Here is a 13,993-nt window from a genome sequence, read left to right on the forward strand (position 1 = left end):
AACCTAACCTAGAGACTTAATCACTACAAGGTTTTAAACCCAAACATATTTAATTTTCACTAGATGTCTAGTGTGTAAACCCAGTAATTAAATAACCCATTTATGATCTGGATCGTCAAGGGCTGCTGTTACTGATTGCAAATTAGCAAAATCTTTAAAGGGACTAGACTTTGCAATGTATGATTAAACTTCTTACCCGAGTAATACTTTTCTTCTTCTTGATTGTCTCCAGGTCTTTCTCTAACTTGCTCATAGCTATCTACGATTAATTCATAATCTGTCAGTATTTCTTTAACTATTTCATAGTCAGATGCATTTTTTTTACTTGTTCAAGTAAACTAGATGGCAGTAATTCTCTTATGAGTGGCAACCAGTAATTAAATGTACTATTTGCTGTAGATTCGCTGACTCCAAATTGAATTCCTAGTAATTGAAATGTTGTCATGGGCTAGACTGTACCAAAACGGGAGAATTGTACCCTAAGGAATTAAAGAAAGTCCTGAAAAGACTGTATAAGAATGCTTTCAGCCATCACGCTCCATCCTTTTTTTATTCTCAGAGCGTGCAAATTATCAAGACTTATCACTGACTTGAAATTCCAAATATAATCACCAGTCAAATTGATATGCTTCCAACCCATAGGTAATAAATATTGTAAGTATTCCTCCGGGATAATCATCCCCTCGCATTTCAACCAATTTACCGCATTCTCTAAATATACGTTATTCTATAATACTATTGCCATAATAGTCAAATTCAAACCACTCGCAGGTAAAGACTGGTCTTCAAAAGAACGGTCACGCACTTCTCCCAAACGGTGAAAGGAAACTGCCCTAGAAAGACAATTTTTGAGTTCCCCCTTGTTAAGTTCATTAGTAGCCTTAGGGCGCAAAATCGGGCTTTGTAACCAATTGAGAGTAAACAAAGTTCTTTCAACATAGAGTAACCCATCTAAAATATGAGTAGCATCTGTAATAGTTGCATTGATTACCTTGGTATGAAAAGGTGCATATTGGTCAGAAATATGAGTGTAAAAGGTAACGCCTCTATCATTTCCATATTTAGCATTGATCTCTTGATTAAACGAGTGAGGACCAGCTGCCTTCAATCTTTGTCCATCACTCGAAGAAGTTTTACCATCACCCCAGTAGGCAGAAAAAAGAACTTTGGTATGAAAATTAATCACATTTGCTAATCCCTTCGAGTAGTTTTCATCACGGATATACCAATCAGAAACCCAAGCCAAACGCTCACAAGTCAAACCAGGATATGCTTCTGCCATCTTGACTAAACCCAAGTTAATCGCGTCAGACATAATAACACTAAACAAAGTAGTTTTATCTAATACCAATTCTCCTCTTTGTTGGTGTGTAAAATATTGAGTGAAACTAGTCCAAGCACCAACCTCAAAAAGTCAATCAGTCAGCTTAATTCTTAGTAACAAACCATAAACACGGTCGCGAAATTGAATAGCACCATCTGGTAGATTACTAGTAACAGCACTAATAATTAATTTTCCTTTTTCAATCACCACACCTGGTAGTTCAGTTTTAGCAATTAGATAAGAAAAATGATCGAATTTCTCAAATAATAGAGTTGAACGTTGTTTTAAATAGGTGGTATATTCAGTGGTAATGGCTACTAGTATTTGATGATGCTCACCTATTTCTTGCCATTGTTTAGCTGGTAGTAGATAATCCTCAAAATCCTGATATTGATGGGAACCACTCACCAAAATATCCCCAGAACGCAAACCATCCCGGAATTCACTCAAAGCAGACATTTCATAATAATGACGGTTAATCTTCCCATCATCAAAAACATACTTTGACCATTTGGGTTTGATAAAATCAACAGGTGCATCATCAGGTATATGACGACCATTAGTATCATTTAGCTATTTAATAATCTTCAAAGCTTTTACAACAGATGAAGTTGGATTACTAGCCTTAAAATCGACAAATGAGAGTAACTTGGGTGTATATCTACGTAATTGGGAGTAACGTTTATCGAGTAAATCAAAATAATTAAAATTGGCAGGACGTGCCAACTCTTCTGCTTCTTCCACACTATTGACAAAATTATCCCAATTTAACACTGATTCAATTGTAGTGTATGCATCCCCTTGACCCTCTCTAGCATCAATCAAAGCAGTTCCAATTTGGCTATAGAGACGCACCTTTTCATTAATCGCTTTTCCATCCTGTTAAAATTTTTGGTTGGGTTGGTTTTCGCTACGACGGAACAATTTCCCCATCATTTTATCATGCATGGTAATTGCAGTATCAATTAATAATGATGCTGTTTCTAATAGGAAAGCGATGATGATTGTATACCTTCTTAAATCATCTAATCTGGCTATATGTGCAAGTGTCCTTTTCTGTCCCAATCGAGTTAATTGCACCAAACTATTATGATCTACCTTTTATAAATATGAAGAATCTAATTTCAAGTCACGGATAAATTATAATTTTTCCAACACTTTTAAAAAGTTCTGGTAATTTGGTACACTTGGTGGTTGACGTAACCAAACTAAAGGTGTGCGGTTTTTATCAGGATTTAGAACCAATAAACCATCAATTTCTTTCTTTTAAATTGGTGTTAATTGTTGAGTAAGTTGCCAATAAAAGTTCTCTTGAGCGCCTCGTCTAGTTTCCCAACCCAGTCTTCCTACAGTAAATATACTAGGAAGAATGATCTGACACCGACGCATTTCTTCAATCATTGCTTTAACTAAGGCAATTCCCTTATCCATACTCCAAGCCAGTCGCATTAACCATTTGGAAACTTTTTTATAATGAGATATACTAAAAGATACATAGCCAAAAATTTGTTGAATTTCAGCTAGATGGTCCCATCGAGTTGTATCCCGTACTCCATAATCTTTAATGACTTTAAGTTTAACATCTATTAGGTTTAACATCTAGTTGCAAAGCTATATAAGATAAGACAGTCTTTGGGACTTTTCCTCCTAACTCCCATACCCGACTTGGAAAACGTAAATAACATAATCAGACTGCAAATCCTAACCGATTAGGTACGCGACGGCGACAATTGATATCTTTTAGGTCATCAGAGTTTAAGATGTAGTGACGAGCTATATCTCTAGCACTAATATCTGTGGGTATTTCTCTAAATTGTCTTCTTTATTCGGGAGATAGTAATTCACGGGTAGCCAAATTTTTAGAGCTGTATATTTATTTTCGAGAATGAAGAACCTTACGGTTGTTTATAGGATTGTCCACAATACGGACAGAACCTAAATGTCAACAACATGATAGGTTCGTTGCAACTTCTACATCGCGAACGCAAGCTTGTACCGTAAGCAAAGCAATATTTTGAGCGGAGTGAAGTCCACATAGGATCAGGTGCCGTCCCTGGTATCCAACATTGGGGACAATATTTGAGTGCAGTTACCGTTTCTAGGGGTATTTGTTTGACGACAGCATCTAAGTACTCCTGGGGGATAGGAAGAGCAGCAGCCAATGCAGAACGACATTCTTAGCTAAGTTGGGATGTTGCACCTGATTTAATTTTACGTATAGTTTAAATATGTATACCTGCTCCGATACTTAATTTCAATTGTGTTAAACGCATAGAATCACTAACCCGTTGAATATACTGTCCCAACGGCTCAGATGGGTTTGGAGCCACATCTGCAATAGATACATTCATAAAAGTATTGCTATTTTTATTACTTGTTTTTATTAATTAAAATATACTACTATGTGTAGTACATATTAATTAATTCATATTTTTATAAAAATATGACTATTACTTTAGCCGTATTAATTACACGTTTTTTAGATAGACCGGGATTATAACTAATTCAATTATTCGTAGCTATGAGTCCATTTTTATACCATTGCTTCAGCTTTATCGGGGTCTGTCCATAGAGATTGTCGAGCGAGAAATATTAGTTGCATATTTAAATGATTTAAAGCAGGCCAAATTTACAACTCACCACAAGCATCAGGCAGTAGTTACCACCTTATTCAACTTTGCTATTGAGCAGGGCTATATTAGAGCAAATCCAATTTCTCAATTGAAATGACGTAAACCAGATTGGGAAAAGGGAGAACATAATTCAGATGGAGAAGTACGTTATTTAACAGTAGTACAATTAAGTCTTTTATTCCAAATGACTAAATCCGATGCTCCTTTGGATGTATTGGTGCATTTATTACATAGTACTGGAGCCAGAATTTCCGAGATATTGGCTTTGCATTTATCCGACGTATATCTTCAAAATTGGAAATTCCAAGTGATAGGTAAACGGAATAAATAACGCTCGTGTTTTTATAGTGAAAATATTGTTAATTATCTAAATAATTACCTTAAATATTACAGGCATCCAAGTATCAGCGCATTATTTACTGCCAAACAGCCTTTTACCAAGGAAGTTCCGCGTTTATCGCAACTGCGTATAAATCCTTGGTGGACTTGATTGATGGTACTCCAGAGTTACAAGGGATTCGTTTTCATGATTTAAGGCACACTTTTGGTACGGAATGCGTTGGTTTGATGGGTATTCACGACCTGCGTGCACTTATTATGGGTCATGAGACAATCCAAATGACTTTACGCTACTCAAAAGTAAATTCTAAACGTGCAGAAGAAGTGGCGCAAGCAGTGTTTGAAAAAATTGCTACTTACGGTTATTAAATATTGATTTGATAGTGAATTAAGTAAATTAGGGGTAAAGACTAAAGGTGCTAAATTCTGAATAGGTAAAAAGTATGGGTATTACTCTTTAACTGTAAACTGAGTCATCCTCCAGTCCATCTTCATGGATTTTTTGGAAGAATTGTTTTGTGGCAATAGCTGAAAGCTAACTATCACAAAACTTTCAGCACTTCTCTTAGTTCCTTAGCGTACAATTATCCCATTTTGGCACAGTCTAGCCTCATGTGCCTGAGATACACCAAAGTTAAAATTATTTGTTCCGAGATAGATAATTTAGGTTTACATCCACCTCCACCTGCAATGATTCAGGTAAGGATTCAGGTCTAAGGTAGAGGCATTAAAGAAGGTGTATGGAAAGCAGAGTGAACCATGGCTTTCATAGGTTGGTCAAGAAACTCAATTAGAGAAAGTGCTTGAGGACGACAAGTTTGTATAACGGTCAATAAATTGGCAGGATGTTGGAATAGCTCCAGAGAAAGAGAACCACCACAGACCTTTCGTTGTGTCACTCCTAAACCTAACCTTAGTTCAGCTAAATTATGATCAAGGTCTATTGCCTAAGGAAGGTAAAAGTTTACCAGGTTCCCCTGGGGCTTGATCAATGAATGAATGGAAGATTCAACTTTTGGTTGAAACTAGGATGGGCAAGTCAAGAATTCATGAAGGTTTTGGGTTTGTTGGAATAAAGGGTAGTTTTTAAAACCTTCATCTATGAGGTCCATGAATTTTGTGCCAATTTCTTGGTGATTGAAGCCAGGAATCTTGATTAGTGTCTTGAAGTGACGGGGTAGGGTAGATGTGCCTGACATTTCTGTTGAGCTGTGACCGGATAACCCTTATAGGCAGTAAAGTCATCAGAACTGAGTACACCAGAGTAACTTGAACCCACAATGGATTCTAATTCGCCAGGACAAGGAGTATCAGGACCCATGAAATAAAGGGAAGTCACTATTGGCGAAAATCCATAACTATTGTTTCACCCCTTTGAGTACCCAGGGTGTTTCATCCCCAAGGATATGAGGCTGGGTTTGTTTTATCCACTGTTTGAGGCTATGAATACTTTGAGCCACTGGACCATCTATTCCTTCATTGGTACCTACTAATTTTCCCACTCCAATTTCTATTTGACCCAGTTCCCACAACAACAAGTGTTGTTTTTCATAGGGTCAATGGCCCTAGTTATTGATCCATCCCAAAAAAGCTTGTAGTGTGATTCCTATATCTTGTCCCGGTACTATCTCTGGTGACCAGTGTACACTTTGTGTTTCCCCACACACACTGCATGCAAATCCACTTCCATTGGCCTGTCCACCAACTCCCCTACTTGTTGTGTTTCGATTTTTATTAGTTCGCCAAACAATTGCCCCTGACCTCACCATCCACACACTTGCCCTCCCACTATCTCAAATCTATTCTATCTACTCCACCAAACACCTTTCTCCTTTTTCCCCTATGCCCTGGTTGTCCTCTTGGTTTCCGTTTTCGTGTCTGGTTTTCTTCTGGTTTCTCTTCTTGTTTGTTCTCGGTTTCTTTGAGGATGTCTCCCAAGGGTGGTTTGGATCATGTTATGGTCTCTAAATCTCTACTGACTTTGAGTTTCTCTATTTCTTTTTCCAGTTCTACTACTCTATTTGTTAGGTTCTCTATACTTTTCCCCTGGTTAATAATGATTTCTACCAGTTGCTCTGTTCCCAACTGCTTCAATATCTCTCTGTCTAGTTTTGGTGGCAGCTTCTTTTCCACAACTGCTATATTCTGCCTCTCCTATCACACTTGTCAATACCCCACCACCTGAATCCTTACTGATTCTCGTTTTTCTTGATTTTAATCAACCTTGTTTTTCATAGTGTAATTTTTCGGCATCTTCAATATTTTGTAGTTCAACATATAAACCGTCCAATTAACCTCTGTATTTCTTTTTAATTCTCTTCAATCTAATTTCAGTACAACACCCATTTTTGGGTGTTAAAAATCTATCCTCATTTCCTTTTACCATAGATTATTACTATTTTGGAGATGTCTATTTGACCATTTACCAATAAATGAATCGTTGAGAATTTCTAGTTGAGTTAGTTGCTCAATCATGGCTTTAATTAGGTCTGAGAGTTGACAATGATGAGTTTGGGTTAGTTGTTGTATTTTGTCATAAGTTTCTTGATCCAGTTCTAGTTCTATTCTTTTCATAATTCAAATACTATTTGAATATAGATGTATTGTTATACTAGCATTGTTATGACATTGTTATGAGGTGTTTTTCCTATTCTCAATCTAATCAAAGTTGAATCCCTACCCCAACAAAACACACAAACAATTAACTACCAACATTATGCGAATTATCCTCTACAGTAAACCTGGTTGCCATCTCTGTGAAGGCTTGCAAGAAAAGCTAGAACAAATCCAAAACCTCAACATCGAGTTGGAAATACGTGATATTACTAGCAGTGAAGCTTGCTTTGAAGCGTATCAATATGAAGTCCCTGTACTGTATCTAGCAGAGGATGAAACAGAGACTTTACAACCTATTCTCCGTCCATCTCCTCGCGCTAATGTCAAGCAATTGGAACAACTTCTATGGAAATATATTTCCAATACAGAAAAAAATAATGCAAAATAAGCGCAAGGTAAGCTTGCGGCGAGGTGTGGTATATGAAATTACGGGAATTATTAGCGGCTGTAGACGGTGTAGAATATCCAAAGACTGGGGATGTGGAAGTTGACGGTATTAAAACTAACTCCGATGATTGCGGTGCTGGAGATTTGTTTATTGGAATACCGGGAACAAGGGTTGATGGTGGAGAATTTTGGCAAAGTGCTTTAGCTTCTGGTGCGGTTGCGGCTATTGTCTCCCCTGAAGCTGTGCAGAAAAATCCCCCTACACCGGAATCTTTGGTAATTAGTGCCAGTAATATGAATAAAGCCTGCGCTCAAATTTCTGCGGCTTTTTACGGTTATCCTGGACAACAACTCAGAATGCTGGGTGTGACCGGCACGAATGGTAAAACTACAACTACCCATCTGATTGAATATTTTCTGACCAAGGTTAATTTGCCTGCTGCTTTGTTAGGAACTCTTTACACTCGCTGGCCTGGTTTTTCCCAAACTGCAGCTTTTACTACTCCTTTTGCGGTGGATTTGCAGCAGCGTTTAGCACAAGCTGTTGACGCTGGGTGTGAGTTTGGGGTGATGGAAGTCAGTTCCCATGCTTTAGCGCAGGATCGGGTTTTTGGTTGTCCCTTTGAGGTGGCTGTATTCACTAATCTTACCCAAGACCACCTTGACTATCACCAGGATATGGAGGACTATTTTGGGGCGAAGGCGTTGTTATTTAGCCCTGATTATCTCCAAGGACGGGCAATTATTAATGCTGATGATGAATATGGTCAACGGTTAATTACTGGGTTAAGTAAAGAAAGAGTTTGGACTTACAGCGTTAATAATCATCACGCAGATTTGCGGATGAGTGATTTAAATTATCAGCCAATTGGTGTCAGCGGGATTTTACATACTCCCAAGGGTGATGTGGCTTTTAGTTCTCCTTTGGTTGGACAATATAATTTAGAAAATCTTTTGGCTGCTGTTGCTGCTGTTTTACATCTGGGTTTAGATTTGCAATTGGTAGCAAATGCGATTTCTAAGTTTACTGGTGTTCCGGGAAGGATGGAACGGGTGCAAATCTCTCATAATAAGGATGTTAGCGTGATTGTGGATTATGCTCACACTCCTGATAGCCTGGGTAATTTACTGAAATCAGTTCGTGCTTTTATACCTGGAAGAATAATTTGTGTGTTTGGTTGTGGGGGCGATCGCGATCGCACAAAACGTCCGAAAATGGGTAAAATTGCGGCTGAACTTGCTGATATAGCTGTCGTGACATCCGATAATCCCCGCACTGAAGACCCAGAAAGGATTATAGAGGATATTTTGGCGGGTATTCCTGATACATTGCAACCAATGGTAATTTGCGATCGCGCTACGGCGATTCGTGCTGCTATCCTGGAAGCTAAACCCGGTGATGGTGTATTATTAGCAGGTAAAGGCCACGAAGATTATCAAATTCTGGGTACTGAAAAAATCCACTTTGATGACCGAGAACAAGCACGGGAAGCTCTACAGGCCAGAATCTCGATTTAAGCATAAAACTGTTGAAAGATGAGAAGCAACCAGAAATCAGTTAGATTAACTAAAGAGTTGCCAAGAATTTAGTTCCTGAAAAGTCTGCTTGATTTGAGTCATTAGAGGGACAAATATGCCAAGAACACAGAAAAATGATAACTTTGTTGACAAGTCCTTTACCGTTATGGCCGACTTAATCCTCAAACTGCTGCCAACCAACAGAAAAGCTAAGGAAGCATTTGTATATTATCGAGATGGGATGTCAGCCCAGGCAGAAGGTGAATATGCCGAAGCATTGGATTACTATGAAGAAGCCCTGACTCTAGAGGAAGATACCAACGACAGGAGTTATATATTCTACAATATGGGGTTGATTTATGCTAGTAATGGTGATCATGATAAAGCTTTAGAATACTATCACCAAGCTGTTGAATTGAATCCTCGTCTACCCCAAGCCTTAAATAACATCGCTGTGATTTATCACTTCAAAGGTGAAAAAGCCAAGGAAGAAGGAGATAACGACGCTGGAGAAGCACTGTTTGACCAAGCCGCAGATTATTGGGTGAGAGCAATTCGCATGGCTCCCAATAATTACATTGAAGCCCAAAACTGGTTAAAAACCACCAGGCGATCGCAAATTGACGTATTCTTTTAACTAATTGGTGATTGGTAATTGGTAATTGGTAATTGGTAAATAATTATTATTCTATTCACTATTATCTCTTAACTGTCACCTACTCCCTACTCCCTACTCCCTACTCCCTACTCCCTACTCCCTACTCCCTACTCCCTACTCCCTGACAATGATAGATCGTGAACAAGTCCACAAAGTCGCTAATCTGGCTCGGTTAGAACTGACACCAGATGAAGAGGAAAAATTTACTACCCAACTCGGTACTATTTTGGAGTATATCGAGCAACTCAGTGAACTTGATGTCACTGATGTACTTCCTACAACCAGAGCAATTGATGTGAGTAATATAACACGAGAGGATAAATTACAACCCTATCCTGATATAGAAGCTATCCTTCGCAGCTCACCTGAACAGGAAGGTGAATTTTTCAAAGTTCCTAAAATACTCAACACTGACTAAATAGCAGTTAAAATCAAAATTTCTGTGGGGTGGAAAAGATTCCCGCCCTAATTTTTACTGATTAGATTTGATTGTATGACCCTACAAAAAAACCTGCTTTCGCAGGCATAGACAGAACAAAACCATGAACTCTAAAGATTTTACTTTAGCGCGTTAGCTATAATAAGCCTGTTCCGCTTCTAATTGACGAACTAGCTTGTCGTCACCTTTAGCTTTGGCTACTTCTAAACGGTGTTCTACGCTTTTTTGAATATTCTGTCTGTGTGCTTCGTCGGCTCTTTGAATTGATTGTAGTCTATTGCTACTCATTGCCATAACCTCTTTATGTTTATTTTTATGTCATGTATAACATAACATGTATTTTGTAGCTGTTATTACAGAAGATAATAAGATTATCTATATTAATAATCAAGGCTTGTTTCAGGAACAAATGATTAGATCAAAAATCCTGACTTTATTGAGCGATTTTGGCGATAAGGATGTATATGTAGGGGTAATGAAGGGAGTAATTGCTCAGATTAACCCATATTTGATCTTAATAGATTTAACGCACCAAATTCCAGCGCAAAATATCGCCGCAGCTAGGTTTTGCTTGATGAATGCCTATGATTATTTTCCCAAGGGTACGGTACATTTAGCCGTAGTAGATCCGGGGGTAGGTAGTCAAAGGAGAGCGATTGCCCTAAAATTAGAACAAGGCTATCTTGTCGGACCCGATAACGGCATTTTTAGCGGCATAACCAGCAAAAATCAGATTATTACAGCAATAGAACTTACAAATCCTAACTTTTGGCGCACATCCGAACCTAGCAGCACATTTAATGGAATAGATATCTTTGCACCAGTAGCAGCGCATCTAGGAAACGGTGTTTCTCTGCAAGAATTAGGTACAGAAATCAATCCCGAAACTGTGGTAATGGATATTGGCGAATGTTGGGAAACGACAAACGGTGTAACGGGTTATATCCAATATATAGATCACTTTGGCAACCTAGTCAGCAACATTCCCGCAAGTTATGTAAAAGATAAAAACTGGTGTGTGCAAATAGCGGGTTTGACCATACTAGGATGTGCAGCTTATAGTGATGTGGAAATTGGTGAAGCCCTAGCCTTAGTTGGTAGTCACGGTTGGGTAGAAATTGCGATTAATAGCGGTAATGCACAGATAAAATTACAAGTTAATTGGCAAGATGGGTTAGAAGTCTTGTTTTTGCAGTCTTGCTAATTTATACTATGCGAATTAGAGGTATTGGCAGAGAGGGAAGTTTCGCGCAAAGGAAGAAAGGAGGAAATATGCAGAGAAATACATAAAAGCTTTTGTAAATAGGAATGTCAGCCTATTCTATTTGGGATAACCCCTCAACATATATTAGACCTCTTGCAGAATTAATTTCATGTTATAATAGTAGGTTTTCTTTGTTCAAGCCAAAAGTTAGAGTTACACGGTTATGTTTGAATTAGCGATCGCAAAGAACACCAAAAATACATAAAATCTAAAACTCGCTATCATACCACATAAACAATTTTGCAAGAGGTCTATTGATCGTACACTAGCAGCGGAACCATTGCATAAAAAAATAGTGCGTTTAAGTTGGGCTCTCTATATTTGTGGGTGGTGTTGGTTTCTACATATTGATTATTAATCAATTCAGTCAACATGACATCCTGTAAATCCTTAAATTCTGTCAATCCTGATTCAGACAAGAATACGATATAATTTAGATAAATCCCGCATTGAAAAAAGATAAAAATATGCAAATTACCATCAACATTCCTGAAGATATAGGCAACCAATTACAGGAAAACTGGTAACACTTACCACAAAAAGTTTTAGAATCTGTAGCAATCGAAGCTTGTAGCAATCAAAGCTTATAGAAATAAAATCATGACTTCTATACAAGTTTAAAAACTTCTGGAATTTCCTTCACTATGAGAAACTGAATATTCTTTAAAAAGATCTCAGATTTCTGTATATGATTCCCAGGAATCTTTAAATAAAGATACTCAAAGCAAGACTTTATGAGAAGCTCTTCAAGAAATTCAGCAAATCTGTATTGAAGAAGATTATTTTTTAGAAACGCCCTCTCGTCAAGACCACCCCAATCCCTTTCATTAATAGCGACCATGACATTTTTGTGTGATAATAATATTAATTATTAGTGAACTTGCCAGACCTCAACCTAATGCTGGTGTTTTAATCTGGATACAGAATTTATCTTATATAAATAAATATTAGTGTAATTACACTAGAAGAAATGTGTTATGGTTTAACCTCAAAACCTAACCCGAAAATGCAAAATTGTTTTGATAATTTTATCAAAAAAAACTGCCAAATATTGCCTATTGCCGATGAAATAGCTAAACGCTGTGGTAAACTACGAGGCCAACAAAGATTAACTGGTAAAACTGTCACCTAAGCATAACCGTCTTGGGAGGATACACTATTGGAAGATACACAAGTGATAGGAGAATATAAGGATAAACAAGTGTGGATTAGCAACCATGAACCAGGATAAAAGAACGGCTCAAAGCCTGCTTAGAAGAATAGGCAACATTGTTATATGAAGAAGCAGACAAAAGTCAGATAACAGACTTGGAAGGCATAGAAAAAATAGTAAGGAGTCAAATATTAGAAGTGGTAAGTCCAGAAATAGCCTTTTTTTTTATTGAAGAAACAACCGGAAGGAAAGTAGGTAAGACTAGGAAAGTCAAAACCTTGGTAGGAGAACTAAAACTAAAAGCTAAACAGTTGAAGAGACTGGGTTTGAAGCCAAGAAGTCGATTAAGTCCATTACTTCAAAAGTGCTGCTTGAGGCTATCAGCTAAGAAAGGAATCATATCAAAAAGCAGAAGTTGAAATTGAGGCATTAACAGGAGTAAAAGTTGGCTATAGGAGGCAAAAAAAACTAGTTGTGGAAGAAGATTGGGAGCTACCACAAGGAAAACAAGCTGTCTGTGAAGTGAGTATAGATGGTGGAAAAGTACGACTAGGGGGCAAACACCACAAGCAGGCTGGTACTGGCGAGACTATAAAACCCTTCGTCTACAAGGAATTTATGATGGCGCATTTTTTGATAACAACCAATCATTAGTTGATTATGTTAATACCCAGTCTTTGGTTAACCCCCTTGTGTGTTTGGGGGATGGTCATGATGGAGTTTGGAATTTAGTTAAAGAGTTTGGAACTGAAAAATTCAAACCTTTGGAAATTTTGGATTGGTATCACCTCAAAGAGAATCTTTATCAAATTGGTGGTTCTTTCAACCGTCTCCAAGCTGTTGAGAGTTTATTGTGGTAAGGTCAGATAGAGCCAATTCAAGCCTTATTTAAGAATTGTCGAGGCAAACAAGTTAAGAAGTTTTTCGACATAAGCGAAAAACATCCCACTAGCATTATTAACTACATCTACTACCGAGCTAAACAACTGTGTTCTATTGGTTCTGGATCTGTCGAATCTGCTATTCAACAGATTGGAACAAGGATTAAAATTTCTGGCCCACAGTGGAATGTTGAAAGTGTCTACCAAATCCTTTCCCTTCCTTGTGCTTATCTCAATGGTTTGCTTCCTATTTGAGTTTTTCTGCCAAAACTCTATCCTCCCGATAGATTATTGGTGCTACTGCTTAAATACACCAACTAACTTGAGTCATGGGCAATATTCGTGATTTTGACAGTTGTGGTATTCCACCTTTAAACCCTTTTACTTAATCCCAATAATTTGAGAATAAATCCTGTAAATCCTGATTCAGACAATTTATGATATGTTCGCGTCAGGGTTGCGTAGCAATCCTGACGCGAACAAGTCAACCTACTGAATTTCTAAAGATTGAATCATCTTTTCTACTTCTGATATTTTGAGGTTTCAAATCTCGATGAATAACATTTTGATTATGAATAATTACTAAAAGCCACATTCCGCACTTAAATAAGTGCCATAAGCAAACTACATTTACAGGAAATTCAGAACTATAGTTTTTAAAACTCCACATGAAAATATAAATTATCCACGTCAAAGTTCCAGCTTTCTTATTGGGTGAGAAAAGCTAGTTAGACAACAATGTTTAATTGGAATTTTTGAATCACTTATGAAAATACAAGAC

At 37.7% G+C, this 13,993-nt stretch carries 21 protein-coding genes and 2 pseudogenes; 8 read left to right on the plus strand and 15 right to left on the minus strand.

Annotated features, from left to right (window positions below):
* Positions 1-295 precede the first annotated feature (295 nt).
* The 9 genes and pseudogenes from AAZO_RS44090 to AAZO_RS41675 all read right to left on the minus strand — a co-directional run bounded on the left by AAZO_RS44090 (position 296) and on the right by AAZO_RS41675 (position 3,675).
* The gene (locus AAZO_RS44090; protein ID WP_041641554.1) at positions 296-445 is read right to left on the minus strand and encodes a transposase family protein; all 150 of its coding nucleotides are present in this window, start codon (positions 443-445) and stop codon (positions 296-298) included.
* A 42-nt stretch (positions 446-487) separates the two neighbouring features.
* A pseudogene (locus AAZO_RS39365) lies at positions 488-1,402 on the minus strand (Tn3 family transposase); the annotation flags it as partial.
* A 12-nt stretch (positions 1,403-1,414) separates the two neighbouring features.
* A complete protein-coding gene (locus tag AAZO_RS39370; protein WP_049790846.1) occupies positions 1,415-1,783 on the minus strand; it encodes a hypothetical protein in 369 nt (122 codons plus the stop codon).
* Positions 1,784-1,897: 114 nt separating this feature from the next.
* Complete coding sequence (locus tag AAZO_RS39375) at positions 1,898-2,179, minus strand: hypothetical protein (RefSeq protein ID WP_049790847.1); 282 nt, start codon at positions 2,177-2,179, stop codon at positions 1,898-1,900.
* 27 nt (positions 2,180-2,206) lie between these two features.
* A complete protein-coding gene (locus tag AAZO_RS39380) occupies positions 2,207-2,404 on the minus strand; it encodes a hypothetical protein (protein ID WP_228371305.1) in 198 nt (65 codons plus the stop codon).
* 186 nt (positions 2,405-2,590) lie between these two features.
* Positions 2,591-2,923, minus strand: coding sequence for a DUF4158 domain-containing protein (locus AAZO_RS41665; protein ID WP_049790848.1), 333 nt, complete (start codon positions 2,921-2,923; stop codon positions 2,591-2,593).
* Positions 2,924-3,011: 88 nt separating this feature from the next.
* Positions 3,012-3,128, minus strand: coding sequence for a DUF4158 domain-containing protein (locus AAZO_RS42820; RefSeq protein WP_338027217.1), 117 nt, complete (start codon positions 3,126-3,128; stop codon positions 3,012-3,014).
* Positions 3,129-3,219: 91 nt separating this feature from the next.
* A complete protein-coding gene (locus AAZO_RS39390; RefSeq protein WP_228371306.1) occupies positions 3,220-3,486 on the minus strand; it encodes a zinc ribbon domain-containing protein in 267 nt (88 codons plus the stop codon).
* Positions 3,487-3,546: 60 nt separating this feature from the next.
* Positions 3,547-3,675, minus strand: coding sequence for a hypothetical protein (locus tag AAZO_RS41675; RefSeq protein WP_266886355.1), 129 nt, complete (start codon positions 3,673-3,675; stop codon positions 3,547-3,549).
* Positions 3,676-4,434: 759 nt separating this feature from the next.
* Between AAZO_RS41675 and AAZO_RS39400 the strand changes: the two genes are divergently transcribed.
* Complete coding sequence (locus AAZO_RS39400) at positions 4,435-4,665, plus strand: hypothetical protein (RefSeq protein ID WP_228371308.1); 231 nt, start codon at positions 4,435-4,437, stop codon at positions 4,663-4,665.
* 787 nt (positions 4,666-5,452) lie between these two features.
* Here the strand turns inward: AAZO_RS39400 and AAZO_RS35700 are convergent.
* The 5 genes from AAZO_RS35700 to AAZO_RS19960 all read right to left on the minus strand — a co-directional run bounded on the left by AAZO_RS35700 (position 5,453) and on the right by AAZO_RS19960 (position 6,870).
* Positions 5,453-5,617: a hypothetical protein gene (locus tag AAZO_RS35700; protein WP_187289534.1), complete on the minus strand. Its 165-nt coding sequence runs from the start codon at positions 5,615-5,617 to the stop codon at positions 5,453-5,455.
* A gap of 37 nt (positions 5,618-5,654) precedes the next feature.
* Positions 5,655-5,834 (minus strand): hypothetical protein, encoded by a 180-nt coding sequence (locus AAZO_RS34290; protein WP_144031339.1) that lies wholly within the window; start codon positions 5,832-5,834, stop codon positions 5,655-5,657.
* A gap of 250 nt (positions 5,835-6,084) precedes the next feature.
* A complete protein-coding gene (locus AAZO_RS35705) occupies positions 6,085-6,234 on the minus strand; it encodes a hypothetical protein (RefSeq protein ID WP_187289535.1) in 150 nt (49 codons plus the stop codon).
* A gap of 12 nt (positions 6,235-6,246) precedes the next feature.
* On the minus strand, positions 6,247-6,429 hold the full coding sequence (locus tag AAZO_RS31480; RefSeq protein ID WP_081462839.1) for a hypothetical protein: 183 nt from the start codon (positions 6,427-6,429) through the stop codon (positions 6,247-6,249).
* A 246-nt stretch (positions 6,430-6,675) separates the two neighbouring features.
* The gene (locus AAZO_RS19960; RefSeq protein WP_013192616.1) at positions 6,676-6,870 is read right to left on the minus strand and encodes a hypothetical protein; all 195 of its coding nucleotides are present in this window, start codon (positions 6,868-6,870) and stop codon (positions 6,676-6,678) included.
* A 142-nt stretch (positions 6,871-7,012) separates the two neighbouring features.
* Here AAZO_RS19960 and AAZO_RS19965 point away from each other — a divergent pair, with 142 nt between their 5' ends.
* From AAZO_RS19965 to gatC, 4 genes are all read left to right on the plus strand, one after another.
* The gene (locus AAZO_RS19965; protein ID WP_013192617.1) at positions 7,013-7,300 is read left to right on the plus strand and encodes a glutaredoxin family protein; all 288 of its coding nucleotides are present in this window, start codon (positions 7,013-7,015) and stop codon (positions 7,298-7,300) included.
* A 32-nt stretch (positions 7,301-7,332) separates the two neighbouring features.
* On the plus strand, positions 7,333-8,817 hold the full coding sequence (locus AAZO_RS19970; protein WP_013192618.1) for a UDP-N-acetylmuramoyl-L-alanyl-D-glutamate--2,6-diaminopimelate ligase: 1,485 nt from the start codon (positions 7,333-7,335) through the stop codon (positions 8,815-8,817).
* Positions 8,818-8,932: 115 nt separating this feature from the next.
* A complete protein-coding gene (locus AAZO_RS19975; protein ID WP_013192619.1) occupies positions 8,933-9,454 on the plus strand; it encodes a photosystem I assembly protein Ycf3 in 522 nt (173 codons plus the stop codon).
* Between the two features lie 148 nt (positions 9,455-9,602).
* Positions 9,603-9,893, plus strand: coding sequence for an Asp-tRNA(Asn)/Glu-tRNA(Gln) amidotransferase subunit GatC (gatC, locus tag AAZO_RS19980; protein ID WP_013192620.1), 291 nt, complete (start codon positions 9,603-9,605; stop codon positions 9,891-9,893).
* 153 nt (positions 9,894-10,046) lie between these two features.
* Here the strand turns inward: gatC and pirA are convergent, their stop codons facing one another.
* Complete coding sequence (gene pirA / locus AAZO_RS35710; RefSeq protein ID WP_013192621.1) at positions 10,047-10,202, minus strand: arginine synthesis PII-interacting regulator PirA; 156 nt, start codon at positions 10,200-10,202, stop codon at positions 10,047-10,049.
* Between the two features lie 121 nt (positions 10,203-10,323).
* On the opposite strand from pirA, the gene AAZO_RS19985 reads away from it, so the two are divergent.
* The 3 genes and pseudogenes from AAZO_RS19985 to AAZO_RS20000 all read left to right on the plus strand — a co-directional run bounded on the left by AAZO_RS19985 (position 10,324) and on the right by AAZO_RS20000 (position 13,467).
* Complete coding sequence (locus AAZO_RS19985; protein ID WP_041643517.1) at positions 10,324-11,118, plus strand: SAM hydrolase/SAM-dependent halogenase family protein; 795 nt, start codon at positions 10,324-10,326, stop codon at positions 11,116-11,118.
* Positions 11,119-12,148: 1,030 nt separating this feature from the next.
* A complete protein-coding gene (locus AAZO_RS39405) occupies positions 12,149-12,310 on the plus strand; it encodes a PIN domain-containing protein (protein ID WP_228371309.1) in 162 nt (53 codons plus the stop codon).
* An 85-nt stretch (positions 12,311-12,395) separates the two neighbouring features.
* Positions 12,396-13,467, plus strand: a pseudogene (locus tag AAZO_RS20000) (ISKra4 family transposase).
* The last annotated feature ends 526 nt before the right edge of the window (positions 13,468-13,993 follow it).

It is taken from the genome of 'Nostoc azollae' 0708 (genome assembly GCF_000196515.1).
GTDB classification, from domain to species: domain Bacteria; phylum Cyanobacteriota; class Cyanobacteriia; order Cyanobacteriales; family Nostocaceae; genus Trichormus_B; species Trichormus_B azollae.